This is a genomic window from Bradyrhizobium sp. CCGB01 (assembly GCF_024199795.1).
In the GTDB taxonomy this organism is placed as follows: domain Bacteria; phylum Pseudomonadota; class Alphaproteobacteria; order Rhizobiales; family Xanthobacteraceae; genus Bradyrhizobium.
Genome location: NZ_JANADK010000001.1, coordinates 4,232,862 through 4,258,378 on the forward strand (window position 1 = coordinate 4,232,862; position 25,517 = coordinate 4,258,378).

26 protein-coding genes are annotated in these 25,517 nt (G+C 64.5%); 12 read left to right on the top strand and 14 right to left on the bottom strand.

Going from position 1 to position 25,517, the window contains the following annotated elements:
* The first annotated feature begins 125 nt into the window (after window positions 1-125).
* A complete protein-coding gene (locus tag NLM25_RS19275; protein ID WP_254137991.1) occupies window positions 126-503 on the top strand; it encodes a hypothetical protein in 378 nt (125 codons plus the stop codon).
* 7 nt (window positions 504-510) lie between these two features.
* Here the strand turns inward: NLM25_RS19275 and NLM25_RS19280 are convergent, their stop codons facing one another.
* From NLM25_RS19280 to NLM25_RS19300, 5 genes are all read right to left on the bottom strand, one after another.
* On the bottom strand, window positions 511-885 hold the full coding sequence (locus tag NLM25_RS19280) for a winged helix-turn-helix domain-containing protein (protein WP_254137992.1): 375 nt from the start codon (window positions 883-885) through the stop codon (window positions 511-513).
* A 135-nt stretch (window positions 886-1,020) separates the two neighbouring features.
* Complete coding sequence (locus NLM25_RS19285; RefSeq protein ID WP_254137993.1) at window positions 1,021-1,824, bottom strand: class I SAM-dependent methyltransferase; 804 nt, start codon at window positions 1,822-1,824, stop codon at window positions 1,021-1,023.
* 5 nt (window positions 1,825-1,829) lie between these two features.
* A complete protein-coding gene (locus tag NLM25_RS19290) occupies window positions 1,830-3,257 on the bottom strand; it encodes an NAD-dependent succinate-semialdehyde dehydrogenase (RefSeq protein WP_254137994.1) in 1,428 nt (475 codons plus the stop codon).
* A 6-nt stretch (window positions 3,258-3,263) separates the two neighbouring features.
* Window positions 3,264-4,010, bottom strand: a complete 747-nt coding sequence (locus NLM25_RS19295; protein WP_254137995.1) for a glutamine amidotransferase — start codon at window positions 4,008-4,010, stop codon at window positions 3,264-3,266.
* Between the two features lie 125 nt (window positions 4,011-4,135).
* The gene (locus tag NLM25_RS19300; RefSeq protein ID WP_254137996.1) at window positions 4,136-5,218 is read right to left on the bottom strand and encodes a substrate-binding domain-containing protein; all 1,083 of its coding nucleotides are present in this window, start codon (window positions 5,216-5,218) and stop codon (window positions 4,136-4,138) included.
* A gap of 113 nt (window positions 5,219-5,331) precedes the next feature.
* Between NLM25_RS19300 and NLM25_RS19305 the strand changes: the two genes are divergently transcribed.
* Together NLM25_RS19305 and NLM25_RS19310 are read left to right on the top strand one after the other, a co-directional pair.
* On the top strand, window positions 5,332-6,816 hold the full coding sequence (locus NLM25_RS19305) for an aldehyde dehydrogenase family protein (protein ID WP_254141217.1): 1,485 nt from the start codon (window positions 5,332-5,334) through the stop codon (window positions 6,814-6,816).
* A 186-nt stretch (window positions 6,817-7,002) separates the two neighbouring features.
* On the top strand, window positions 7,003-7,266 hold the full coding sequence (locus NLM25_RS19310) for a hypothetical protein (RefSeq protein ID WP_254137997.1): 264 nt from the start codon (window positions 7,003-7,005) through the stop codon (window positions 7,264-7,266).
* Window positions 7,267-7,273: 7 nt separating this feature from the next.
* On the opposite strand, the gene NLM25_RS19315 is transcribed toward NLM25_RS19310, so the two are convergent.
* Window positions 7,274-8,170 carry an alpha/beta fold hydrolase gene (locus NLM25_RS19315; protein ID WP_254137998.1) on the bottom strand — a complete coding sequence of 299 codons (897 nt, stop codon included), beginning with the start codon at window positions 8,168-8,170 and terminating at the stop codon, window positions 7,274-7,276.
* Window positions 8,171-8,352: 182 nt separating this feature from the next.
* On the opposite strand from NLM25_RS19315, the gene NLM25_RS19320 reads away from it, so the two are divergent.
* The 4 genes from NLM25_RS19320 (at window position 8,353) to NLM25_RS19335 (ending at window position 12,587) form a co-directional block, all read left to right on the top strand.
* Window positions 8,353-9,741 (top strand): class II 3-deoxy-7-phosphoheptulonate synthase, encoded by a 1,389-nt coding sequence (locus NLM25_RS19320; protein WP_254118430.1) that lies wholly within the window; start codon window positions 8,353-8,355, stop codon window positions 9,739-9,741.
* A 4-nt stretch (window positions 9,742-9,745) separates the two neighbouring features.
* Window positions 9,746-10,099 (top strand): diacylglycerol kinase, encoded by a 354-nt coding sequence (locus NLM25_RS19325; RefSeq protein WP_254118431.1) that lies wholly within the window; start codon window positions 9,746-9,748, stop codon window positions 10,097-10,099.
* Window positions 10,100-10,152: 53 nt separating this feature from the next.
* Window positions 10,153-11,910, top strand: coding sequence for an NAD+ synthase (locus NLM25_RS19330; protein WP_254137999.1), 1,758 nt, complete (start codon window positions 10,153-10,155; stop codon window positions 11,908-11,910).
* A 167-nt stretch (window positions 11,911-12,077) separates the two neighbouring features.
* Entirely contained in the window at window positions 12,078-12,587 is a 510-nt protein-coding gene (locus NLM25_RS19335; RefSeq protein ID WP_254138000.1) for a putative immunity protein, read from the top strand.
* A 192-nt stretch (window positions 12,588-12,779) separates the two neighbouring features.
* On the opposite strand, the gene NLM25_RS19340 is transcribed toward NLM25_RS19335, so the two are convergent.
* From NLM25_RS19340 to NLM25_RS19360, 5 genes are all read right to left on the bottom strand, one after another.
* Window positions 12,780-13,172: a cytochrome C oxidase subunit IV family protein gene (locus tag NLM25_RS19340; RefSeq protein WP_254118434.1), complete on the bottom strand. Its 393-nt coding sequence runs from the start codon at window positions 13,170-13,172 to the stop codon at window positions 12,780-12,782.
* A 9-nt stretch (window positions 13,173-13,181) separates the two neighbouring features.
* Entirely contained in the window at window positions 13,182-13,904 is a 723-nt protein-coding gene (locus NLM25_RS19345; protein ID WP_254118435.1) for a heme-copper oxidase subunit III family protein, read from the bottom strand.
* Between the two features lie 14 nt (window positions 13,905-13,918).
* Window positions 13,919-14,623 carry a cytochrome c oxidase subunit 3 gene (locus tag NLM25_RS19350; RefSeq protein ID WP_254138001.1) on the bottom strand — a complete coding sequence of 235 codons (705 nt, stop codon included), beginning with the start codon at window positions 14,621-14,623 and terminating at the stop codon, window positions 13,919-13,921.
* Window positions 14,620-16,398: a cbb3-type cytochrome c oxidase subunit I gene (locus NLM25_RS19355; protein ID WP_254138002.1), complete on the bottom strand. Its 1,779-nt coding sequence runs from the start codon at window positions 16,396-16,398 to the stop codon at window positions 14,620-14,622. The genes NLM25_RS19350 and NLM25_RS19355 overlap by 4 nt, the downstream gene beginning before the upstream one ends.
* A gap of 78 nt (window positions 16,399-16,476) precedes the next feature.
* Window positions 16,477-17,310: a cytochrome c oxidase subunit II gene (locus NLM25_RS19360; protein WP_254118438.1), complete on the bottom strand. Its 834-nt coding sequence runs from the start codon at window positions 17,308-17,310 to the stop codon at window positions 16,477-16,479.
* Between the two features lie 483 nt (window positions 17,311-17,793).
* On the opposite strand from NLM25_RS19360, the gene NLM25_RS19365 reads away from it, so the two are divergent.
* Entirely contained in the window at window positions 17,794-18,702 is a 909-nt protein-coding gene (locus tag NLM25_RS19365) for a DUF2189 domain-containing protein (protein WP_254138003.1), read from the top strand.
* A 50-nt stretch (window positions 18,703-18,752) separates the two neighbouring features.
* Here the strand turns inward: NLM25_RS19365 and NLM25_RS19370 are convergent, their stop codons facing one another.
* Both NLM25_RS19370 and NLM25_RS19375 read right to left on the bottom strand, forming a co-directional pair.
* Window positions 18,753-19,952 (bottom strand): DUF2865 domain-containing protein, encoded by a 1,200-nt coding sequence (locus tag NLM25_RS19370; RefSeq protein ID WP_254138004.1) that lies wholly within the window; start codon window positions 19,950-19,952, stop codon window positions 18,753-18,755.
* A gap of 143 nt (window positions 19,953-20,095) precedes the next feature.
* Window positions 20,096-20,401 carry a hypothetical protein gene (locus NLM25_RS19375; protein ID WP_254141218.1) on the bottom strand — a complete coding sequence of 102 codons (306 nt, stop codon included), beginning with the start codon at window positions 20,399-20,401 and terminating at the stop codon, window positions 20,096-20,098.
* A 293-nt stretch (window positions 20,402-20,694) separates the two neighbouring features.
* On the opposite strand from NLM25_RS19375, the gene cysS reads away from it, so the two are divergent.
* The 4 genes from cysS (at window position 20,695) to NLM25_RS19395 (ending at window position 24,796) form a co-directional block, all read left to right on the top strand.
* Window positions 20,695-22,077: a cysteine--tRNA ligase gene (gene cysS / locus NLM25_RS19380; RefSeq protein ID WP_254138005.1), complete on the top strand. Its 1,383-nt coding sequence runs from the start codon at window positions 20,695-20,697 to the stop codon at window positions 22,075-22,077.
* 115 nt (window positions 22,078-22,192) lie between these two features.
* A complete protein-coding gene (locus NLM25_RS19385; protein ID WP_254138006.1) occupies window positions 22,193-22,684 on the top strand; it encodes a GNAT family N-acetyltransferase in 492 nt (163 codons plus the stop codon).
* Window positions 22,681-24,279, top strand: coding sequence for a citramalate synthase (cimA, locus tag NLM25_RS19390; protein WP_254138007.1), 1,599 nt, complete (start codon window positions 22,681-22,683; stop codon window positions 24,277-24,279). The genes NLM25_RS19385 and cimA overlap by 4 nt, the downstream gene beginning before the upstream one ends.
* Before the next feature lie 139 nt (window positions 24,280-24,418).
* Complete coding sequence (locus tag NLM25_RS19395) at window positions 24,419-24,796, top strand: VOC family protein (protein WP_254138008.1); 378 nt, start codon at window positions 24,419-24,421, stop codon at window positions 24,794-24,796.
* Between the two features lie 4 nt (window positions 24,797-24,800).
* On the opposite strand, the gene NLM25_RS19400 is transcribed toward NLM25_RS19395, so the two are convergent.
* Window positions 24,801-25,406 carry a TIGR00730 family Rossman fold protein gene (locus tag NLM25_RS19400; protein WP_254118446.1) on the bottom strand — a complete coding sequence of 202 codons (606 nt, stop codon included), beginning with the start codon at window positions 25,404-25,406 and terminating at the stop codon, window positions 24,801-24,803.
* Between the last annotated feature and the right edge of the window lie 111 nt (window positions 25,407-25,517).

Here is a 25,517-nt window from a genome sequence, read left to right on the forward strand (position 1 = left end):
ATATCACGATGCCGCCGGACCGGCCATGGCAGCCGGTTCGATCAATTCCAGAAAAGCAGGCTGGACGGAGGTAGACATATCGATATATCGTGATGGATATAGCGAACTGCGTTCCGGGACGGGCGATGGAAATCAAGGTGAGGCAGCTCACGACCTGCGAGGTAGCGGCCGACGGCGGTGCGATCTCGCTGGGCTTCGAGGATGTGTCCGGCAATCCTGCCGCGGTCAGCGTTTCGCTCAACCAGGTCGGTGCGCTGATCATGACGCTGCCCGGGTTGCTGGAGGCGGCGCTGAAGGCCCGCTACGGCGACCAGAGCCTGCGCTACGCCTATCCGCTGGCGTCCTGGGCGATCGAGCAGTCGACCGACACGACCCAGCGCATCATCACGCTCCAGACCGAGGACGGTTTCAAGGTTCGCTTCTCGATCCCCAAGGCGGAGCAGGGGCTGCTCGGCGAGGCGCTGACCCAGCCGATCCCGGAGATGTCGGTGCGACCGAACTGATCGCCGTTCACGATTTCCGCGAGCGGGCGATGTCGCTCCTCAGCGCTTCCAAATCCTTGTGCACGGCACGCGCGGCGTCGCGCTCGATCTTGCGGTAGCGCGCGACAAGCTTTTCGCCGAAGGGCGTCAGCATCGCTCCGCCGCCGTTCTTGCCGCCGGCCTGTGGCTCGACCGCGGCATGTCCGCAGATGCGGTTGATCTCGTCGACGAGATCCCAGGCGCGCTTGTAGGACATGTCCATGGCGCGGCCTGCCGCCGAGATCGAGCCGTGCTCGCGGATCTGCTCCAACAGCTCGATTTTGCCGGGTCCGATCCGGTCCTCGCCGTCGAGGTCGATGCGAAGGCTCAATTGGGGAAGCGATTTGGCGCTCGCGCGCGACATGATGAGGTCTCTTGGCAGTCTCTTGGCAGCTCTTGGCCTGTTCGCCCGCGAGATTGCCACTCTTGCCCGCGACGGACAAGGCGAAGACGCCGGATATCCAGCATGCGTCTTTCGCTTCGGCGCGCTTCCGCCGGCTCAGATATGGTTGACGATCAGCTTGAGCGAACCGACAAACGTCGGGCGCTGCCGATAGTGCCCGTGCCCTTCATCCCAGCGGCCGGAGGCGAGATCGTTGCCGAGCCGGTCCTCGAAACGTCGGACCACTTCATCGGGAACAAAGCTCCAGGCCGAGCAGGCGAGCCGCGCGGCCGGATCGAGTAGCATTTCCGGCCGACCGTAATAGGCCTCGTTGAAACCATCGGTGCAGTCGAGCGGGATCGGGACGGGCAGGACGTCCGTCGTGCCCCCGAGCCCTTCGGCGATATCCCGGATTGCGGGATACCGGACGGCCTCGACTGCGATCACCTCCGGGCAATAGGCGTGGAGCCAGAAGCGATCGAGCTCCTGGGGATCGCAGGTCATGATCGCGATCGGGCCGCGCGTCACCCGCCGCATCTCGGAGAGGCCTGCGTTCAGGTTCTTCCATTGGTGCACCGAAAAGGTCGACATCGCAGCGCCGAACGCGGCGTCCTCGAAGGGCAGCTTTTCCGCGACAGCGTCGATCGCGGCGGGAAGATGCGCCGGCCGCTGCGCCCGCATCGATTGCGACGGCTCGACCGGCGTCACGGTGCGGCCGGCCGGCTCATAGGAGCCGGCGCCCGCGCCGACATTGAGGATGGTGCGGGCTTCGCAAAGTGCGGCGTCGATCAGCTCGGCGATGCGCGGGTCCGGCCGGCGGAAGTTCGCGTAGCCCTTGCCGATGGTGCCGTAATTGGCGTCGCCGGCGCTGCCGTCCCGGTGACGCGGTGAATTGTCTTGTAGCGCGTTGCCTTGCATCATGTGTCCTACAGCGTCTTGTGTGACACGTTCTTCACCACGGTATAGCCTTGCAAGCCCTCGGTGCCGCCCTCGCGCCCGTAGCCGCTGTCCTTCACCCCGCCGAACGGCGTCTCCGCGAGCGATGCGACGAAATGGTTGATCGAGAGGTTGCCGACCTCGACGCTCTCGGCGAGGCGCTCGGCATTGCTCGCCGAGCGCGTGAAGGCGTAGGCGGCAAGACCGTAAGGCAGGGCGTTGGCTTTCTCGATCGCCTCGTCCAGCGTCTTCACGGGGTTGACCAGGGCGAGCGGGCCGAACGGCTCCTCGTTCATGGCGCGGGCATTGTCGGGCAGGTCGGCAAGCACGGTGAGCGGGAAGAAGTAACCGCGATTGCCGATGCGCTGCCCGCCGGCGAGCACGCGGGCGCCCTTGGCCTTGGCGTCGGCGACCAGCGTTTCCATCGCATCGATGCGGCGCGCATTGGCGAGCGGTCCGAGCTGGGTCGAGGGATCGAGACCGTTTCCGACCTTCAGCTGGCTGGCCCGTTCGGCAAAGGATTGTGCGAATTGCTCGTAGATCTTTTCCTGCACGAAGAAGCGCGTCGGTGCGACACAGACCTGGCCTGCGTTGCGCGATTTGCCGATGGCCGAGGCGGCCCCGGTCGCGACCGGATCGACGTCGTCGCACACGATGACAGGCGCGTGGCCGCCGAGCTCCATGATTGCGGGCTTCATGTGGCGACCGGCCATCTCCGCGAGATGCTTGCCGACCGGAATGGAGCCGGTGAAGGTGACGAGGCGGATGCGCGACTGCGGGATGAGATAGTCCGAGATCTCGGCGGGATTGCCGAACACGAGATTGAGCACGCCGGCCGGCAGGCCCGCGTCGTGGAAGGCGCGAACCAGTTGGAAGGCACCGGCCGGCGTTTCCTCCGAGGCTTTCAGGATGATCGAGCAGCCGGCGGAGAGGGCGCCGGCCACTTTTCGGGCCGGCGAACTCATCGGGAAATTCCACGGCGAGAACGCCGCGACCGGGCCGATCGGCTGGCGTAGCACGGTGTGGCGCATGCCCGGCTCGCTCGGGATCACGCGGCCGTAGAGCCGCAGGCCTTCGGTCGCGTCCCACTCGATGATGTCGCAGCCGCGCAGGATTTCGAGCCGTGCCTGCTCGATCGGCTTGCCCTGTTCGAGCGTCATCGCTGACGCCATCACATCGACGCGCTCGCGGATGATCGCTGCCGCCTTCAGGATGATCTGCGCGCGCCTGGCGGGCGCCGTGCTGCGCCAGATCGCAAAGCCCTTCTCGGCAGCCGCGAGTGCGTCGTCGAGATCGGCTTTTGTGGCGGTGGGAACGGTGCCCAGCACGCTCTCGTCGGCAGGATTGATGATCGGCTGGCCGCTCGCGCGCTTCCATTGTCCGTCGATGTAGAGTTCGATGAGGGGATATTCCGCCATTGTTTTCTACCCTGCGTGTGCGGTTTTGCTTGCAGCGTCGCTATGCCGGAGCTGACCGAGCCAGTTCGTGAACACGCGGTCGGCCTGGCGCGCGACGATCTTCGAGACCTTGGCCGTTTTCGCCCGAAGCTCCTGCGCCGTAATCCTGGCGGCTGCGAGCTCGACGGCGTGGCCGACATACCATTCCTCGAGCTGCCGCGGATCGGCCTCGAGATGAAACTGCAGCGCCAGTGCATTGCTTCCGAACGCGAATGCCTGATTCTCGTAATTTTCGTTGGAGGCCAGCCGTGCGGCGCCATCGGGAAGATCGAAGGTGTCGCCATGCCAGTGCAGGACGGGTGAGCCTTCGGCCAGCGGGCTCAGGCTGGATGCGCGTCCGGCATCCGACAGCGTCACCGATCCCCAGCCGATCTCCTTCACACCGCCGGCGTAGACGCGGGCACCGAGCGCCTTCGCCATGAGCTGCGCGCCGAGACAGACGCCGAGTGTCGGCAGGCCATGGGCGAGACGCCGCTCCAGCAGGTCGATTTCCCTGGTGAGGAAAGGATAGCTGTCGGTCTCGTAGACCCCGATCGGGCCGCCGAGCACGATCAGCAAGTCCGCATCCCGGATCGAGGAATGGCTGAGATCGTCGACCGGCGCCTCGCAGAACGACACGTTCCAGCCTTCGCGTTCCATGATCGGCGCGAGCAGGCCGAGATCCTCGAAGGCGACGTGACGGAGCGCGACGGCAGACCGGCGGCGTTGAAACATTCACAAAACCCTGTTCCGCGGCGCCGTCTGGCGTTCGCTATATTCGTGTTGATATAACGGAAGCCGGCCTTCGTCCAGACGGCTGGACCGGCGGATTGCGCCGCATGCATGCCCTGCATACGGCATCATCGCACGGCGTGCATCTCCAGAAACGCCTTCACGCCGGTCACCGCGCCCGTATCCGACGGCACGTAGCCGGGCAGGGTGGCGACGGCGGCGCGGAAATCGGCGCTGCGCATGATCTCGAGGATGCGCTGCATCGGTCCGGTATCAAGGAAGGCGCGCTTGCAGACGAAGAAGTAGTCCTCGGTGAGGAGGCGGATGAAATCGAGGCCGAAATGCCGGGCCGCCGCTTCGACGCCGAAGCTCGCATCCGCCATGCCGCTGGCGACATAGGCCGCGACGGCGGCATGGGTGAACTCGATCTGCTGCGCGCCGTTGATCCTGCTCTCGTCGATGCCGCTTGCGGCGAGCAACTGGTCGAACAAGAGTCGCGTGCCGGAATCATGGTCGCGGTTGACGAAGCGGACTTTTGGGCCGGTGAGGTCGTTGAGCGCGGCAATGCGCAGCGGATTGCCGCGCGCGACCATCAGGCCCATCTCGCGCGTGACGAAGCTGATGATGCGGTCCTCGCGCGGATCGAGCCATTCGCGCGCCGCCTTGACGCCTTGCGCGCGCAACGCGCCGTGCGGCAGATGCAGGCCGGAGAGGTCGCAGGCGCCCTGCGCCAGCGCGACCAGCGAATGCTGGTTGCTGACATAGCGCAGGTCGACGCCGATGCCGGGCTCGCGGTCGAGGAATTCGCGCAGCTTTGCGACCGCAAAGCCGTGGCTGGCATGGACGCGGATCACGGACGGGCGCTGCTCCAGGAACGGCTTGATCTCGCTGGCGAGCTCCTGCGCCAGGTTTTCGAGCTGCGGCCCGAGCCGCGCCTGCATGCGCTCGCCGGCCCACACCAGCCGCTCGCCGAACGGCGTGAGTTTCGAACCCTTGCCGCGCTGGGTTTCGACCAGCGGCGTGCCGAAGAACTCCGACCACTGCTCGATCAGATTCCAGACGTGCCGGTAGGAGAGGTGGGCATCGCTTGCCGCACTCGTGATCTTTCCGGTCTTTCTGATCTCGTTGAGCACGCCCAGCATGATGACGGCGGTGCGCGGGCTGCCCTCCCGACGAAACCGCCAGACGGCCTCGATCTCGATTTGAAGCATTGGGCCTCCTTATGAACTAGACTTCATATGTGGGGCGCCCATTGGCAAATCATATCATATTTACTCCAGCCAATAGCCGCTTAGTCTGGTATACCAGAAACGGAGGAAATATGATGTCTGTTGCATATGACTTTGCGCATTCGCCCGCCAGCGAGTTTATGGCCCGGCCGCAGCATCTCTTGATCGACGGCCGCCGCGTCCCCGCCAGCTCTGGCCGTACCTTCAAATCCCTCAATCCCGCCACCGGGCAGGTCATCGCTGTCGTCGCCGAAGGCGGCGAGGCCGATGTCGAGCTCGCCGTGGCCGCCGCGCGCCGGGCCTTCGAAGGCCCGTGGCGCACGATGCGCGCCTCCGAGCGCGGCCAGATCCTGATGCGCTGGGCGGAGTTGCTCAAGCAGCACGCCGAAGAAGTCGTCGAACTCGAGTCGATCGATGCGGGCAAGCCGATTTCCGCGACGATGCGCCAGGACTTTCCGGCCGCGGTCGACACGCTGATCTACTACGCCGGCTGGGCCGACAAGATCAGCGGCGACGTCGTGCCGGTGCGCGACGATGCCCTGACCTATACAATGCGTGAGCCGGTCGGCGTGGTCGCGGCGATCGTGCCGTGGAATTTCCCGCTGATGATCGGCATGTGGAAGCTCGCACCGGCGCTGGCCTGCGGCTGCACCGTCGTGATGAAGCCGGCCGAGCTGACCTCGCTGTCGGCGCTGCGCATCGCCGAGCTCGCGCTCGAGGCGGGCCTGCCGAAGGGCGTGTTCAATGTCGTCACCGGTCCGGGCCGCGTCGTCGGCGACGCGCTGGTCAATCATCCCGACGTCGACAAGGTCACCTTCACCGGTTCGCCCGGCGTGGGTCGTGGAATCATGAAGGGTGCGGCCGGCAACTTCAAGCGCGTCTCGCTCGAACTCGGCGGCAAGTCGGCCAACGTCATTTTCGACGACGCCGATCTCGAAGCGGCAAGCAAGGCTGCGGCTTCCGGAATCTTCTTCAATGCCGGCCAGGTCTGCTCGGCCGGCTCTCGCGTGCTGGTGCAGGAGAAGATCTATGACGAGGTTGTCGAGCGGATCGCGGCGCGGGCAAAATCGCTCAAGATCGGCGATCCGCTCGACCGCAAGACGGCGCTCGGCCCTGTCATCTCCGAGAAGCAGATGAAGTCGATCCTCGACTATGTCGACATCGGCCGGAAGGAGGGCGCGACCCTCGTCACCGGCGGCGAGCGCGTCGGCGACCGCGGCTACTTCATCAGCCCGACCGTGTTTGCGAATGTGGCCCACGAGATGCGGATCTCGCAGGAGGAGATTTTTGGGCCCGTCCTCAGCGTCATCAAGTTCAAGGACGAGGCCGACGCTTTGCGGATCGCCAACGGCACGGCCTATAGCCTCGCTGCCGGCGTCTGGAGCCGTGACATCGGAAAACTCCAGCGCTTTGCCAAGCGGGCGCGCGCCGGCACGGTCTGGATGAACACCTATGGCTACACCGACGTGCGGCTGCCGTGGGGCGGCGAGCGCGACTCCGGCCTCGGCCGCGAGCACGGCACCGCGGCGATCGACAATTTCACCGAGCCCAAGGCGGTGTGGATGAACCTGGCCGTCTGATAACCCTCCCGATCGGCCAAGCCTGGAGCCCGCCTGATCCGATCAGGCGGGCTCTCTTTTCAAAATCGATAAAATTGTCTGCAATCCGCTCAGCGGCGGCAAACCCTGCGGAGAAGAAGGCTGCCGCCTTAAACCTGGGCTTTGGAACCAGTCCGCATCCTGCCTGCAAAAGGGTGGGGCTTCAGCATGTCAGTTTTCAGGGAGATCGTTGCGGCGGTGGCGGGAGTCTACGCGCTCCTGGTCGTCTGCGACGCATTGTTTGGCGTCGGCGAGCCGCGCTTCGACGACGCCTATTACCGCGCCAGCTTCTACGCGCCGCGGCCGAAGGAATTCCGCTTCGCCGGCGATACGCCGCCGGCCGTTCGCGTCAGCGACGCCTTTGCGCAGTTCTCGGCGAGCGAGACCAGGACGAACAAGCGTTACTCGTCGCTGACGACGATCATCCGCTAACGCGGGCTCACTCCCCCTGGATCCATTCCGCCACGCCGCGCCACAGCGTGTCGCGGTGCTCGGGGCGGAAGAAGCCGAAATGGCCGATGGCCTTGGCGCCGACCTCGGACGGTTTGACCGTCAGCACCTCCGGCTTGATCGCGGTGAATCCGCCCGTGAGCAGCTCGACGGCGGGGCGGGTCGCCCAGGGATCGTCGGAGAAGCACAGTGCACGCAGCTCGCCTTTGAACTTCGCAAAATTCTCCAGCGCCGGCAGTTTTGAATCGAACAGATAGCGCGGGCTGGAGACCCAGTCGGCCCATTGCAGGAAGACGCCCTTGGGCAGGTCCTCGCCGATGCCGGCCCAGCCCGGCGCGTAGCCGAGCGCGTGGACGAGCGGCACCCCAATGAGGTTCATGAAGGCGAAGACGCGGTATTTTTCCGGCGATGTCATCAGCCGCCATGTCGCGGCCTGCGAGGCCACGAAGGCGGCGCGCGAAATTTCACTGTTGTTGGCGATCAGCCCGAGCGCCTGGCCGCCGAAGGAGTGGCCGACATAGGCGAGCGGCAGGGTGTTGTAACGCTCACGCATCCAGCGCACCGCCGCAGTGACGTCTTGCGCGGCCCAGTCCGACATCGAGGCCTTGAACCCGACCAGCGATTTCGGCTGGTTGTAGCCGACCATCGCCGGCTGCCGGGAGTCGCCGATGCCGCGATAGTCGTAGGTCATGACCGCGCAGCCGCGATGGGCGAGATAGGAGGCGAAGCCACGATAGATTTTTCGCGGAACGGCGGTGGCGGAGTTGATCAGAACGGCGTGCCGCTTGGTGCCGCGCGGCAGGAACAGGGTGCCGGTCAGCCCATACCCGTCAGTCGCCGGGAAGCTGATCTCGTCGATGAAAACGTCGTCCGGTGCGGCGTCCATGAGGGGAAGGTGTTTTGCCCGTTTCTTCTGCGGTCCCTAGCAAATGCGAATTCGGCTTTCCCCGCAAGGGTTTGCAGTGCGGAATGGATTTACAACTGGCGGTCGGGGATGAGCCTGTGTATAAGGCGGCCCTCGCAACCCCCAGATCAGGTTGCACTTTTTTGCTTCACGGAGAGATTGCGATGTCCGAGCGGTGGACGCCCGAGTCCTGGCGCAGCAAGCCGGTGCTACAGGTGCCCGATTATCCCGACGCCAAGGCTTTGGCCGACGTCGAGGCGCAGCTTGCGACCTTTCCGCCGCTGGTGTTCGCGGGCGAGGCGCGCAATCTGAAGAAGTCGCTGGCCCGCGTCGCGGCCGGCGAGGCCTTCCTGCTCCAGGGCGGCGACTGCGCCGAGAGCTTTGCCGAGCACGGCGCCAACAACATCCGCGATTTCTTCCGCGTGCTGCTCCAGATGGCGGTGGTGTTGACCTATGCCGGCGCCGTCCCGGTGGTGAAAGTCGGGCGCATTGCCGGCCAGTTCGCAAAGCCGCGCTCCTCGCCGACCGAGAAGATGAACGGCGTCGAGCTGCCGAGCTATCGCGGCGACATCGTCAACGACATCGCCTTCACCAAGGAAGCGCGCGTGCCGGACCCGCAGCGCCAGCTGATGGCCTATCGCCAGTCGGCTGCGACGCTGAACCTGCTCCGCGCCTTCGCCACCGGCGGCTACGCCAATCTCGGCAGCGTGCACGAGTGGATGCTCGGCTTCCTCAAGGACTCGCCGCAGTCCCGCCGCTACAAGGAGCTGGCTGACCGCATCTCGGACGCGCTCAACTTCATGCGCGCCTGCGGCCTCGATCTCGAGGCCCATCCGGAGCTGCGCGCCACCGATTTCTACACCAGCCATGAGGCACTGCTGCTCGGCTACGAGCAGGCCATGACCCGCGTCGATTCCACGACGGGCGACTGGTACGCGACCTCAGGCCACATGATCTGGATCGGCGACCGCACCCGCCAGCTCGACCACGGCCATGTCGAATATTTCCGCGGCATCAAGAACCCGATCGGCCTGAAGTGCGGCCCCTCGCTCAAGCCCGACGAGCTGTTGAAGCTGATCGACGTGCTCAACCCCGACAACGAGCCGGGCCGGCTGACGCTGATCAACCGCTTCGGCTCCGACAAGGTCGCCGATCATCTGCCGGGACTGATCCGCGCCGTGAAGCGCGAGGGCAGGGCGGTGGTCTGGTCGTGCGATCCCATGCACGGCAACACCATCACCTCCACGTCCGGCTACAAGACGCGCCCGTTCGATCGCGTCCTGTCGGAAGTGAAGTCGTTCTTCACGATCCACGCGGCGGAAGGCACCCACGCCGGCGGCGTGCATCTCGAGATGACCGGCCAGGACGTCACCGAGTGCATCGGCGGCGCCCGCGCGATCACGGACGAGGATCTCAACGACCGCTACCACACGGTCTGCGATCCCCGCCTCAATGCCGAGCAATCGATCGACATGGCTTTCCTGATCGCGGAGCTCCTCAAGCAGGAGCGCGCCGGCAAGGCAACGCCGATGCCGGTCGCAGCGGGGCTCTAGGATCTTGCTGCGAATCTGGAAGGCCACGATCAATTCCCGTAACGGTCTGGCCTTTGCATTCCGTTCGGAGCAGGCCGTCCGCGAGGAGATTTTTGCGCTCCTGCTGTCGCTGCCGCTGGCCTGGTTCATCGGCGCGACCGCGATGCGGGCGGTCGAGCTGGTCTGCTCGGTTGCGTTCGTGCTGACGGTCGAGCTGCTCAACACGGCGATCGAGAAGCTCGCGGACCGCCTGACCATGGATCACGACAAGCAGATCGGGCGGGTCAAGGACATGGGCTCGGCCGCGGTCGGCGTTGCGCTCTTGATGGCCGGTGCGTTCTGGATCATCGCCATCATCGAGCGATTGGGATTCCTCTGAAGCGCTGATCGCGCTTTGGGTTGTTGCCAGAGAATGATCGGAGTGCGGCGGCCATGACCGAACGTCTCAATGCATTCGCGGTGACGCTCGCCCAGCTCAATCCGACCATGGGCGACATCGAGGGCAATGCGGCCAAAGCGCGGGCCGCGCGCGCGCAGGCGATCGCCGACGGCGCCGATCTCGTGCTGTTTCCGGAATTGTTCATCGCCGGCTACCCGCCGGAAGATCTGGTACAGAAGCCGGCCTTCCAGGCCGCGTGCCGCGCCGCGATCGAGGCGCTTGCGCGCGAGACCGCCGATGGCGGCCCTGCCATGTTGGTCGGCACGCCCTGGGTAGAGGAGGGCAGGCTCTACAATGCCTGCGCGCTGCTCGATGGCGGCCGCATCGCCGCACTTCGCTTCAAGTGCAATCTGCCGAATTACGGCGTGTTCGACGAGAAGCGGCTGTTTTCGTGCGGCCCTGCTGCCGGCCCGGTCACGGTGCGCGGCGTGCGCATCGGCGTGCCGATCTGCGAGGACATCTGGCTGGAGGAGTCCGAGGACTACGAGAACGTGGTCGAGACTCTCGCCGAGACCGGCGCCGAGATCATCCTGGTCCCGAACGGCTCGCCCTACGCCCGCGACAAGAGCGACGTGCGCCTGTCGGTCGCCGTCGCGCGCGTCACCGAGAGCGGGCTGCCGCTGGTCTATCTCAACCAGGTCTGCGGCCAGGACGAGCTGGTGTTCGACGGCGCTTCCTTCGCGCTCAACGGCGACCTCTCGCTCGCCGCGCAATTGCCGGCGTTCGAGGAGAGCGTCACCACACTGCGCTTCACCAGGAACGGCGACGACTGGCGCTGCGCGGGGCCGATTGCCGGGCAGCCCGAGGGCGACCACGCCGACTACGCGGCCTGTGTGCTGGGCCTGCGCGACTATGTCGCCAAGAACGGATTCCCCGGCGTGCTGCTCGGCATTTCCGGCGGCATCGATTCTGCTCTCTGCGCGGCGATCGCGGTCGATGCGCTCGGTGCCGACCAGGTGCACGGCGTGATGCTGCCTTATCGCTACACCGCAGCCCACTCGATCGCGGACGCCGGCGAGCTCGCCGGCCATCTCGGAATCCGTTACGAGGTGCTGCCGATCGCGGAAGCCGTGAACGGGTTCGAGACCATCCTGTCCGGCATCTTCAAGAACCTGCCGCCCGATATCACCGAGGAGAATCTTCAGGCCCGCACCCGCGGCACGTTGCTGATGGCGATCTCCAACAAGACCGGGCTGATGGTGGTGACGACGGGAAACAAGTCGGAAATGTCGGTCGGCTACGCCACGCTCTATGGCGACATGAACGGCGGCTTCAATCCGATCAAGGACATCTACAAGACGCAGGTGTTTCGGCTGGCGAGCTTGCGCAACGGCTGGAAGCCCGAGGGCGCGCTCGGTCCGGCGGGCGAAGTGATACCGCCCGACATCATCACGCGCCCGCCGACCGCGGAGTTGCGCGAGAACCAGACCGACCAGGATTCGCTGCCGCCTTACGACGTGCTCGATGCCATCCTGGAGCGCCTCATCGAGCGCGAGGAGCCGCTCGACAAGATCATCGCCGCCGGCTTCGACCGCGACATTGTCACGCGCATCGACCATCTGCTCAACGTCGCCGAATACAAGCGCCGCCAGGCCGCGCCGGGCGTGAAGGTGACACCCAGGAATTTCGGCCGCGACCGGCGTTATCCGATCACCAACCGGTTTCGCGACAGGGGAGAGAAGCTGCCGGCGCATGACGAGACGCTGGTCTCGCGCGGCAGCCAGGCGTCGATCGACGCGTTCGAGGGGTGATGGTCGCGCTGTCACAGCACATTCCGCCGTCATCGTGCGCGAACGCGCATGATCCGGCCAGCTGCGGCCTGTGCTTGAGCGGCCGAATTCGGCCATAGAGCATTCATAGGCATGCGCCCGAACTGGTGGCGAGCGGACGCAGTATGGCAGACGAAATCTCTTTGGACATGGAGGACCTCCGAGCGGTTGCAGCCTATGCGGCGGAAAATGCCGCGGACGTGCTGGAGATATTCGAGCGATCGTATCCCGCGGATTTTCGTCCACGTGACGCAGTCGAAGCCGCGCGGACGTTCGCGCAGGGAGGCAAGCGGGTAAAGGCCCTGCGCGATGCAGCTTGGGCAGCGCTGAAGGCAGCAAAGGAAGCCGAAGATGCGGCAGCGAGCCAGGCTGCGCGAGCGGCGATGAGCGCCTCATCTGCGGCCTATCTTCATCCCCTGGCGCGGTCGACCCAGGTCAGGCACATCCTCGGCGCGCCGGCCCACGCGGCCCGGGCCGTCGAACTTGCAACGGCTGGGGATCCCGGGGGCGGCGCCGATTATGTCGAGCGCGCCGTCCGTCGCGCGACGCCAAGGCTCGTCGAGGTCCTGCGGCGCTATCCGGCAGCACCGCCCGGCGGCGGGCGGGTAGGTGAACTGCTGCGCTCAATTGACCGGAGGCTTCGCGGCGGGCTTGCGTAAGCTGTCTGCCGGTCACTCATCCGCTGTCATCATCCGCGAAGGCGGATGATCCAGTACTCCGCGGCGGGCGTTGTGGAAGCCAACTGGTGCCGCAGAGTCGTGGATGCCCGCCGGAGCCTGTCATCGGGCTCGCCGAAGGCGAGACCCGGTGGCGGGGCATGACAGTGGAGTGAGGAGCGAACTCCTGTACCGCTACGATGGGGTTGCGAAGAACAGCACCCGCAGGAAGTGCGTGTATTCGGATTCGAGCACCATGATTGTCACAAACACCATGACCGCGATCGGTGGCAGCAGGATGGCATAGGTGAGGGCCAGCCGCTCCCAGGCCATGTGCATGAAGACGGCGACGATCAGGCCGGCCTTCAACACCATGAACAGCAGGATCAGCGACCACCTGAGGTAGCCGTGCAGGCCAAAGTAGTCGACGAGGTAGGAGCACGTGCTGAGGACAAACAGCCAGCCCCAGACCACGAGGTAGAGCTTGATCGGGTGCTGTTGCCCCTTGGCGTGCACGGCTGCTGTTGCGACTGCGCCGTGCGCCGGAGCGTGGAGCTGGCCTTCCATGTGTACCGCCGCGTTTGTCATGCGCCGACCTCACCAAAGATAGAACAATGCAAAGATGAACACCCACACGAGATCGACGAAGTGCCAGTACAGGCCCATGATCTCGACGATCTCGTAATAGCCCTTGCGGCTCGTGAAGAAGCCGCGCCTCTCGACGTCGAAGTCGCCGCGCAAGACCTTCCGCGCAATGGCGATCAGGAAGATCACGCCGATCGTCACGTGGGTGCCGTGGAAGCCGGTGATCATGAAGAAGCTTGCACCAAACTGCGGTGCACCCCATGGATTGCCCCAGGGCCGGACGCCCTCCATGATCAGCTTGGTCCATTCGAAGGCCTGCATTCCGACGAAGGTTGCGCCGAAGGCCGCCGTGACCAGCATCAAGGCCGCGGTTCTGACGCGATCGCGGCGGTAGCCGAAATTGACGGCCATCGCCATCGTGCCGCTGCTGCTGATCAGGATAAAGGTCATGATGGCGATCAGGATCAGGGGGATGTGGTTGCCCCCGATATTGAGGGCGAAGACTTCGCTGGGATTCGGCCACGGCACGGTCGTCGACATGCGCGCCGTCATGTAGGAGAGCAGGAAGCAACTGAAGATGAAGGTGTCGCTGAGGAGGAAGATCCACATCATGGCCTTGCCCCAGGACACGTTCTTGAAGGCGCGCTGATCGGACGCCCAGTCGGCGGCGATGCCGCGCCAGCCTTCAAGCCGCGCAGGCGATTGGCCCGAATGTGTCAGCACGGTTTCAGCCATCTGGTCTCGCCTCCCTAGCTCAGCAATTGGCGACAGATGTTGACGAAATCGTCGGTCCAGCCCGTGAGAAGACCGAGCAGGACAAGCCAGACCAGCAGCAGGAAGTGCCAGTAGATGGTGCACAGTTCCACGCTCAAGCGCATCTCGGCGATCTCGGCGCCACGCCACACCTTGGCCGAGGTTCGCCCGAGGGCCACCAGGCCACCCGTCAGATGCAGCCCGTGCACCGCGGTCAGCAGGTAGAAGAAGGAATTGGCCGGATTGGACGCCACGAAATATCCGGCAGCCCCGAGCCGTTGCCAGGCCAGGAGCTGTCCGGCGAGGAAGATCACGGCAGATGCTCCGCCAGCGAGCAGACCGATCTTGACGCTCTCGGTATCGTGCCGCCCAGCAGCCACGTACGACCATTGCAGCGCGACACTGCTCAGGACCAGGACGCCCGTGTTGACCCACAGCAGCCGCGGTACCGGCAGCGGCCGCCAGTCCACTACGCTCATGCGCATCGCGTAGGCGCTGATGAAGAGGACGAACAATGCGCTCGCGACGGCGAGAAATACGCCAAGTCCGACCTTCGCTGCCGGCCAGGTCATGCTATCGCCGCCGGGGAAGTCACCTACCGAGCCTTCCTCCAGCCAGGGCTTGGCCGTCAGCCGCTGCTGCGACAGCCACCATCCGGCGATCACCGCAAGCACAGCCAGGAACAGGATGATGGCGCTCACGAAGCAGCTCCCTGAACGAGCTGCGTCGCGCGTGGCGGCTGGTTCTGCGGAATGAAGTCCTCCGCGGCGCCGGGCACACTGTAGTCATAGGCCCAGCGGTACACGACCGGCAGCTCCTTGCCCCAGTTGCCGTGCCCTGGGGGCGTCTCCGGCGTCTGCCACTCCAGCGTCGTCGCCCGCCACGGATTGCCACCTGAGGCCTCACCCTTGAACAGGCTCCAGGCAAGATTGAACAGGAACACCATCTGGCTGAACCCGACGGTCAAGGCCACCACGGAGATGAAGGCGTTCAGTGAATGGGCCGAGGACGGGATGAACGCCGTGTCGCCGAGTTCGAAATACCGGCGCGGAACCCCGAGCAGTCCAAGATAGTGCATGGGGAAGAAGATCAGGTAGGCGCCGAGGAAGGTGACCCAGAAGTGAAACTTGCCGAGGACGTCGTTCAGCATCCGCCCTGTGACCTTGGGGTACCAATGATAGATCGCGCCCAGCACGACCATGATCGGTGCCACGCCCATCACCATGTGGAAATGCGCGACCACGAACATGGTGTCCGAGAGGGGCACGTCCACGACGACGTTGCCGAGGAAGAGGCCGGTGAGCCCGCCATTCACGAAGGTGATGATGAAGCCGAGGGCGAACAGCATCGGCACCCTGAGATGAATGTCGCCGCGCCACAGGGTCAGCACCCAGTTGTAGACCTTGATCGCGGTGGGGATTGCGATGATGAGCGTCGTGGTGGCGAAGAAGTACCCGAACTGCGGGAACATGCCGCTCACATACATGTGGTGCGCCCACACGACGAAGCTGAGCGCGCCGATCCCCACGATCGCCCATACCATCATGCGATAACCAAATATGTTTTTTCGCGCATGGGTGCTGATCAGATCGGAGACGATGCCGAAGGCGGGCAAAGCGACGATGTAGACCTCGGGGTGGCCGAAGAACCAGAACAGGTGCTGGAAGAGCAGCGGGCTGCCGCCGCCATATTTCGACAGCTGGCCCATCTCGACGAGGGAGGGCATGAAGAAGCTGGTTCCCAGGAGACGGTCGAGCAGCAGCATGACCGAGGCAACGAAGAGAGCAGGGAATGCCAGCAGCGCCATGACGGTCGCCGTGAAAATGCCCCACACCGTCAGAGGCAGGCGCATCAGCGTCATGCCGCGGGTGCGCGCTTGCAGCACCGTGACCACATAATTCAAGCCGCCCATCGTGAAGCCGATGATGAACAGGATCAGGGACGACATCATCAGAATAATGCCCCAATCCTGCCCGGGCGTTCCGGAGAGGATTGCTTGCGGTGGGTATAGCGTCCAGCCGGCGCCGGTGGGGCCGCCGGGCACGAAGAATGTCGAGGCCAGCACCAGGACTGCGAGCAGGTAGACCCAGTAGCTCAGCATGTTCACATAAGGGAAGACCATATCCCGTGCGCCGACCATCAGCGGGATCAGGTAGTTGCCGAAGCCGCCGAGGAACAATGCGGTGAGCAGATAGATCACCATGATCATGCCGTGCATGGTGATGAACTGGAGGTACTGGTTGGCATCGATGAAAGAGAAGGTGCCGGGGAATCCCAGTTGCAGTCGCATCAGCCACGACAGCGCCAGGGCCACCAGCCCGATGGCAGAGGCCGTCAGCGAATACTGAATGGCGATCACCTTGGCGTCCTGCGAGAAGACATACCGTGTCCACCAGCTCCTTGGATGATAGAGCTCGACTTCAGGTACTTCGGCAGGCGGGATGCCTGCGATCCCTTCATATGGAATATCGACCATAGAAACCTCCTCGGTCGTTTCCATCGGGGGTGGGGCGTTGGCCTCGTGCACCCGATCTATCTTCGCAGCGGCAGCTTGCTACTTGCCACCGGATTGGTACGTCGCTTTCACGACGGCTTTTGCCGGCGACAACTCGGCAAACGTCTTCTGTTGCTCCAGCCAAGCGTGATATTCACGCTCTTCGTCGACGATGACCTTGGCCCGCATCTGATAATGAGCCGCGCCACAAAGCTCCGCACATAGAACATCGAACGTTCCGGTTCGGATCGGCGTTATCCAAAAATAGGTCACCATGCCAGGAACCATGTCCATCTTGGCGCGGAATTCGGGCACGTAGAAATCGTGCAGGACATCGACCGAGCGGAGGAGAACCTTCACCGGCTTTCCCATTTGAAGGTGCAGGTCGCCGTTCTCGATCACAACATCGTCCTGCGCGCGCGGGTCGTCACGATTAAGCCCCATCGGATTGTCGGAAGCGATGTTGCGGACATCGGATGTGCCCAACCGCCCATCCTTGCCCGGAAGGCGGAAGCTCCATTGCCATTGCTGGCCCATGACCTCGACCTCGGTGGCATCCGCAGGCACCGTCACGAACTGGTGCCAGACCACGAGGCCAGGCGCCAGCATCGCTGCGACTCCGACGCCGGTCCCGACGGTCAGCCACCATTCGAGTCTTTTGTTTTCCGGATTGTAGTCGGCGCGTCTTCCCTCCTTGTGGTGGAAGCGAAAGACGCAATAGGCCATGAAGGCGATGACCGCGACGAAAACAAAGCCCGTGATCCAGAACGTGATGTTGATGGTGTGGTCGATATAGGCCCAGTTCGTGGCGATCGGCGTCCACCACCACGGGCTGTAGAGGTGAAACAGCACCGAGCCGATCGCGACCAGAAGCAGTATCAGTGCGACAGCCATCCTGATCCATCCTTGCCATCGAAGGCTACGGATACGAATCCAGGGCGGAGCTCATGTCTGTCGCGATGGCTGGCCTTTCTTGGCTGGCATCATGCCATCGCCGGCCTCTTGCCTCGCCCATTCCTCTGGTCGCGAAATTCAACCGAACGCTCGCGACCATCAACTTTCATCGGAGCTAAGGGCGTCTGGGTCTAAGATGGTCCGAGCCTAATCCGGCGTCAATAGAGCATGTTGGGTGGCGGCGTTCTGGGCGATGCAGCGCACAAATCAGGTGCCCAATTCACCCAACCGTGAGTGCAGCCGTGCCCCGCGCGCGCTAAGCTCGCAAGGCAGGTCGCGACGGGTTCCGTCCGGCCAGGCTCTTTTCGCTGAACCTGACTTGCCGTACCCGACCCACCGCGTTTCCTGCTCGACAGGCGGACACGCGTGGCTGAAGAGCGCGTGTGATCGAAACCGCGATTTTCAGCACGGGAGGGTCCGTTCATGGCCACTCTGTACTCCCACAACGTCATCAGGCGGCACGTATTCGGCGAAGCGGCCTCCTATCCCATTCGCAAAGTCAGCTGGTCCGACCTGACCGAGGCCCTGCGCCTGGGTTGGGAGGATTTCCAGGCGATGCCGAGCCACGCGATCGTCGTGTGCGTGATTTATCCCGTGCTCGGTCTCGTCCTGTTCAGGATGGTTCTCGGCTATTCGGTGCTGCCGCTACTGTTTCCGCTGGCTGCCGGCTTTGCCTTGATCGGTCCTTTTGCCGCGATCGGTCTCTACGAGCTCAGCCGGCGTCGCGAGCGCGACGAGCAGGTCGATGCATGGGATGCGATCAAGGTGCTGCGCGCACCGTCGTTCGGCGCCATGGCCGAGCTCGGCGTGCTCCTGCTGGTCCTGTTCGGGGCCTGGATCGGCGTCGCGAACGCAATCTATGTCACGATCTTCGGTCACGCGGCGGCCGCGAGCATTCCCGACTTCGCAACGCGCGTGCTGACGACACCGGAAGGCTGGTCGCTCATCATCGTCGGTTGCGGTGTCGGCTTCCTGTTCGCGGTTGTGGCCTTGTGCGTCAGCGTCGTGTCGTTTCCGTTGATGCTCGACCGGCATGCGACTGCGATCGACGCAGTCCGCACGTCGCTCCGAGCGGTGGCGGCGAATCCGGTTGCGATGGCCGGATGGGGCCTCATCGTCGCGGCACTGCTCGTGATCGGCTCGCTGCCGCTCTTCGTCGGTCTCGCTGTCGTCCTGCCGGTGCTCGGTCACGCCACCTGGCACCTCTATCGGCGGGTGGTCGAGCCGAATCCGAATCCACCGGACGAGCCGCCACCGCCCCCGAAGGGAAAGCGCTACGCAGCGGACTTTCCGGCCAATCTCTTCCCGTGGAGCCGCGAAGGGGAGCATTAACCGCGAAACGGCCGCGCCTGGCGACCGCCTGGAGCATGACGGGTTAGGGCCTACTTCTGCTGCTGCGGCAGGAAAGCCGGTCCGACCGAGCGGATCGGCTTGTTCTCGGACGACGAGCTTGCCGTGCCGGTATCTGCCGGCGGTGTCGTGGCCGGCGCGGCGGCTGTCGTCGGGGCGGGGGCTGCACCCTTCTTGCCATTGACGGCAGGCGTGCCCTTGTTCAGCCGCTGCTGCTGCATTCTCCTGGCGCTCTCCTCGGTGACGATGATGTCACCCTGCTGCTCGGCCGCGGCCTTGTCGTCGGCCGATTTGAGCGCGTCCGCCCAGGTCTGGCCCGCGGCCTTGCAGGAGCAGGACGGGTTAAACTCGCTGCGGAATTTGAACGCGGTCGGCAGCGCCGTGTAGGGCTGGCCGCTGGTGGAGACCGCCGAGTTCATGTCCTCGCCGGGATTGCGATGGGTGTAGAGCACGGCTTCCGCGGCCGGGCACAGCGCCTTGCAGGTCTTCTCGTCGTCGGGGAAGCGCGCCGGCACGGTGGCAAACGAGACCGGGAAATAGGCGCCGTCACAGGTGCGCACGCACACGGTGCGATAGGTGCCGGATTGCGGGCCGAGATCGGAGGGCGGCACGCCTTGCGGATTATTGGGGTTGTTGCCGCCGCCGAACAGATTGCTCAGGAAGTTGCCGCCGCCTTGCGACTGCGCGGCGTTGGCATATTGCGGGCCGCAATTGTTCTGCGCCAGCGCCACCAGCACTGAGCGGCGCTGGTTGTCGCGCTCGGGGCTGAAGCCGCCGGGACCGCCGCTGCGCAGGCGTTCGAGATTGCCGGTGATCTGGTCCAGATTGGCGCGCATCTGCTGGATCTGGGTGTTGACCGGGCCGCATTGCGCCGACTGGCCGTTGAACAGCGAGAAGAAGCCGGAGGAATCGCAGCCCATGCGCTTGGCCTGCATGGTGACGCGGTCGAGCTCGGCCTGCTGACGGGTCTGGGATTCCTGATAGCGGCGGATCTGGTCTTCGCGCGCGGGGTCACCACCACCGCCGCCTCGATCGAGCGCGGCGAGCTGGCCTTCCAGCCGCACGCACATCGGATTGGGCCCAAGCCCGTTCTGGCCGGGCTGCGGCGGCGGTCCGGGCGGGCCGGCCTGTGCGAAAGCACCGGTGGCGAGCACGACCGTGCTCAGAAGCACGGTGCAGGCAGAGACGAAGCGAGCACGGGAGAGAGACAAAAATTCAGGCATATCCGCCATTCTAGCGAGGTCACGGCCCAATGCGACATTGCAAGCGACATTGGGCAGCCGAAGCGCGCCCTCCAATAGCCGCTTCCTGCGGCATCGTCACGTCGTTTCAGGGGCCAAAGATTGGGCCTAAGGTCCGCCAGTTCCGAGTGAATTCAGCGCTGGCAGGTGATTGCGACATATTCGTCGCAATGGCCATGGGAGCAGTTTGCGCCGGTTTTGGGGACAGAGCCGGTAATTTCGTCGGGATCGACCCGGCGATAGCTTGATGCCTGGGCAAAATCGCGTGACTGGCAATAAGTGCGCGCGATCTGCGCACCGCATTTCTCGCCCCTGGCGAGGCACTGGTCGACACCGTAGCCGTCCGCCTGGTTGGCGATGATGAAGACACGGGTCTCGGCGAAAGCGCTGGATGCCGCAAGGAGGGAGGCGCAGGAAATGAGCGCGAGCAGGGATCGCATAAAATCACCTTGGGGCAAAACGAGGAGCTGCCGGTTCCAGAATGGGCTCAAATGGTTAAGGATGATGAACCATCAGGGCCGGGCGGCCGCGCATTGCGGAAATAAAGCGGCGTTTTGGCGGCTCTCTTGACGCGGGGCCGCCTCATAGCCCATATGTGGCCGCATGAACGGTCTCCTCGCCATTTGCGCCATTTGCCGCGAGATTACGAGCTAGCGATTCGCTGGCTGGAGCCGTCTTTTCTCAAAAACATTGAGAGCACTGGACGCCCGGCCAACAGCCGACGGGTATCCATATGGAATTGCGCCTTTACGATACGCTGAGCCGGGACAAGCGCACCTTCGTGCCGCTCGATGCGAAGGATGTCCGCATGTATGTCTGCGGACCGACCGTCTATGACTTCGCCCATATCGGCAATGCGCGGCCGGTGATCGTGTTCGACGTGCTGTTTCGGCTGCTGCGCCATCTCTATGGCGAAGCGCATGTCAAATATGTCCGCAACATCACCGACGTCGACGACAAGATCAACGATCGCGCCGCGCGGGATTTCCCCGGCCTGCCGCTGAACGAGGCGATCCGCAAGGTCACCGAGCAGACCGGAAGACAGTTTCACGCCGACGTCGACGCGCTCGGTGCGCTCAGGCCGAGCGTCGAGCCGCGCGCGACCGAGCATATCGGCGAGATGCGCGAGATCATCGAACGGCTGATCAAGGGCGGCTTTGCCTATGCCGCCGAGGACCACGTGCTGTTCTCGCCGCAGGCGATGAACGCGGCCAATTCCGGCCTGCCGCGCTACGGCGCGCTGTCCAATCGCTCGCTGGACGAGATGGTCGCCGGCGCCCGCGTCGATGTCGCGCCCTATAAGAAGGGCAACACCGACTTCGTGCTGTGGAAGCCGTCCAAGCCGGGCGAGCCGTCATGGCCGTCGCCGGCCGGCATCAAGGCCGAGGGTCGTCCGGGCTGGCACATCGAGTGCTCGGCGATGGCCTGGAAGCATCTCGGCGAGCACTTCGACATCCATGGCGGCGGTATCGATCTCGTGTTTCCGCATCACGAGAACGAGGTCGCGCAGACCTGCTGCGCCTTCCACCAGGAGCGCATGGCGAACTACTGGATGCACAACGGCTTCCTCCAGGTCGAGAGCGAGAAGATGTCGAAAAGTCTCGGCAACTTCATCACCATCCACGAGCTGCTCGCGGACTGGCCGGGCGAGGTGCTGCGTCTCAACATGCTGAAGACGCATTACCGCTCGCCGATCGACTGGACCATGAAATCGCTCGAGGAGAGCGCCAGGACGCTCGACGACTGGTATCGCGTCGCGGCCGATGTCGAGCCCGGCAAGCCGGCCGCGTCGGTGGTCGAGCCGCTGCTCGACGACCTCAACACGCCGCTGGCGATCACGGCGCTGCACGGCCTGCGCGGCAGCGACGTGCCCGCTCTCGCGGGTTCGTTGCGGCTGCTCGGATTCCTCTCCGAGAGCGCGGCGCAGTGGGAAGGCCGCAAACAGCAGGCGAGCGGCATCGATGCCGCGGAGGTCGAGCGCCTGCTCTCGGAGCGGACGGCCGCCCGTGCCCGCAAGGATTTCAAGGAGTCCGACCGGATCCGCGATCTGCTCGCCGCGATGGGCGTTGCGATCAAGGATTCCAAGGACGGGACGACGTGGGAGGTCGCGCGATGAAGCGGCCCGACACGCCTTTCCCGCGGCACTGGCTCTATTATATCGCGCTGAAAATCCTGCTGCTCGGCGCCGCCGTGGCGCTGGCGCTGAAACTCTATGGGATGTGGTGAAGACGATGGCACAAGCACACCCAATGCCTGGCTTGCGGCCTTTCCTGTCAGCCGACGTGCCGGTGCTCGCCGCGATCTTCGCCGCCAGCATCGAGGAGCTCACCGGCGACGACTATAGCGAGGCGCAGCAGCAGGCCTGGATGGAGGCGGCGGAGGACGAGGAGTTCGGCAAGCGGCTCGCGTCCGACCTGACGCTGATCGCGACGCTCGAGGGCTCGCCGGTCGGCTTCGCTTCGCTGCGCGGCGCCGATCATATCCGCATGCTCTATGTGCATCCGGCCGTGGCCAGGCAGGGCATCGCGACCATGTTGGTCGACGCGCTGGAGAAGCTTGCCGGCGGCCGCGGCGCGACGAGCCTTTCGGTCGATGCCAGCGACACCGCGCAGGCCTTCTTCGCCAAGCGCGGCTACACCGCCCAGCAGCGCAACAGCGTCACCATCAACGACGAGTGGCTCGCCAACACCACCATGAAGAAGACGCTCGGAGCGCCGCAATGAGCAAGGAGCGCCTTTATCTGTTCGACACCACGCTGCGCGACGGCGCGCAGACCAATGGCGTCGATTTCACGCTGACCGACAAGCGGGTCATCGCCGCGATGCTCGACGATCTCGGCATCGACTATGTCGAGGGCGGCTATCCCGGCGCCAATCCGACCGACACCGAGTTCTTCGCCTCCAGGCCGAAGCTCACCCATGCGCGCTTCACCGCCTTCGGCATGACGCGACGGGCAGGGCGCTCCGTGTCTAACGATCCCGGCGTCGCCGGGCTGCTGGAGGCGAAAGCCGACGCGATCTGCTTCGTGGCGAAGTCCTCGGCCTATCAGGTGCGCGTCGCACTGGAGACGACCAAGGAAGAAAACCTCGCTTCGATCCGCGACAGCGTCGCCGCGGCAAAGGCTGCCGGCCGCGAGGTCATGCTCGACTGCGAGCATTTTTTCGACGGTTACAAGGAGGACGCCAGTTTTGCGCTCGCCTGCGCCAAGGCCGCCTATGAGGCCGGCGCGCGCTGGGTGGTGTTGTGCGACACCAATGGCGGCACCATGCCTGATGAGATCGAGGCCATCGTCACCGAGGTGACGAAGCACATCCCCGGCGATCACGTCGGCATTCACGCCCATAACGACACCGAGCAGGCGGTGGCGAATTCGCTCGCCGCGGTGCGCGCGGGCGTGCGGCAGATCCAGGGCACGCTGAACGGACTCGGCGAGCGCTGCGGCAATGCCAACCTCTGCTCGCTGATCCCGACCTTGAAATTGAAGAAGGAATTTGCGGACGCCTTTGAGATCGGCGTCACGCCGGAGAAGCTCGCGACGCTGGTGAAAGTGTCGCGCACGCTCGACGACATGCTCAACCGCGTGCCGAACCGGCACGCGGCCTATGTCGGCGAGAGCGCCTTCGTCACCAAGACCGGCATCCATGCCTCCGCCGTGCTGAAGGATCCGCAGACCTATGAGCACGTGCTGCCGGAGCTGGTCGGCAATCACCGCAAGGTGCTGGTGTCCGACCAGGCCGGCCGCTCCAACGTCATCGCCGAGCTCGACCGTGCCGGCATCGCCTATGAGAAGAGCGATCCGAAGCTGACGCGGCTGGTCGAAGAGCTGAAGGAGCGCGAGGCAGCGGGCTACGCCTATGAATCCGCCAATGCCTCGTTCGATCTGCTGGCGCGGCGCACACTCGGCAAGGTGCCGCATTATTTCGAGGTCGAGCAGTTCGACGTCAATGTCGAGCAACGCTACAATTCGCACGGCGAGCGCGTCACCGTCGCCTTGGCCGTGGTGAAGGTCGACGTCGCCGGCGAGCATCTGATCTCTGCCGCCGAAGGCAACGGCCCCGTCAACGCGCTCGACGTCGCGCTGCGCAAGGACCTCGGCAAGTACCAGAAGTACATCGAGGGCCTTACGCTGATCGACTACCGCGTCCGTATCCTCAACGGCGGCACCGGCGCGGTCACGCGCGTTCTGATCGAGAGCGAGGACGAGAACGGCGATCGCTGGACCACGGTCGGCGTGTCCCCGAACATCATCGACGCCTCGTTCCAGGCGCTGATGGATTCGGTGATCTACAAGCTCGTGAAGTCGGGGGCGCCGGCGTAAGTCCCACGACGACTGTCATACCCGCGAAAGCGGGGTATCCAGTACGCCGCGGCTTCTCGGTAGCTCTCTGTCGTCTCGGAATACTGGATCGCCCGGTCAAGCCGGGCGATGACGGCGGAATTTGAGGAGAGAGCAGGGCATGATCGACCACATCTCCGTCGGCGTCAGCGATCTCGATCGCGCCGCAAGATTCTACGAGGCCACGCTCGCCGCCCTCGGCCTCGCGCGCCTCGTCACGCGACCGCGGACGGTCGGTTTCGGCAAGGCCTATCCCGAATTCTGGATCAACTTACGCGAGGGCATGGCACGCGTGACGCCGGAGAGCGGCGTCCACATCTGCCTGCGCGCGAAGACCACGGCCGAGATCGATGCGTTTCACGCCGCCGCGCTGTCCGCCGGCGGCGCTTCCGACGGCGCGCCGGGTATCCGCCCGCACGATCGCGTGCGCTATTATGCGGCCTTCGTGACTGATCCCGATGGCAACCGGATCGAGGCGGTGACGTTTCCTGCGGAGTAGGGCGCTAGAGCTTGCGCGCGACTTCCGGGGCGAGCTGCTTTTCAGATTCGGCGATCTGTGCTGCTGCGGTCTTCAGCTTCGGCAGAATCTCCTCGACGCGATCGGCCTTGAGGATGTCGACCGAAAGGCCGGCGCGGATGAACTCGGTCTGGCGCATATGCGACAGCAGCGAGAACAGCGGCTCCCAGAAATTGTCGAAGTTGGCGAGCAGCACCGGCTTGGCGTGACGGCCGAGCTGCTTCCAGGTCAGTTGCTCGACCAGCTCCTCGAGCGTGCCGACGCCGCCCGGCAGCGCCACGAAGGCGTCGGAGCGTTCGAACATCAGCCGCTTGCGCTCGTGCATGTCGGGGGTGACGATCATCTCCTGCACGCGCGTCAGCGCGTTCTCGCGCTTCCGAAGGAATTCGGGAATGATGCCGGTGACGGTACCGCCGTGATCGAGCACGGAGGTTGCGACCGAGCCCATCAGGCCGAGCGAGCCGCCGCCATAGACGAGGCGGATGTTGTTCTCGGCGAGCGCCTTGCCGAACGCCTTGGCGCCTTCGGTGAAGTGGGGATTGGTTCCGGGGCCGGAGCCGCAATAGACACAGACGGTTTTGATCGTGCTCATTGGTGCCATGATGCATTGCAGCGGAGGGCCGTCAAGCCCAATCGGTGATTCGAACCACCCGGAAATCTACCGGTAAATGGCGGCAAACAATCAAAGATTCGCCATCTGGCG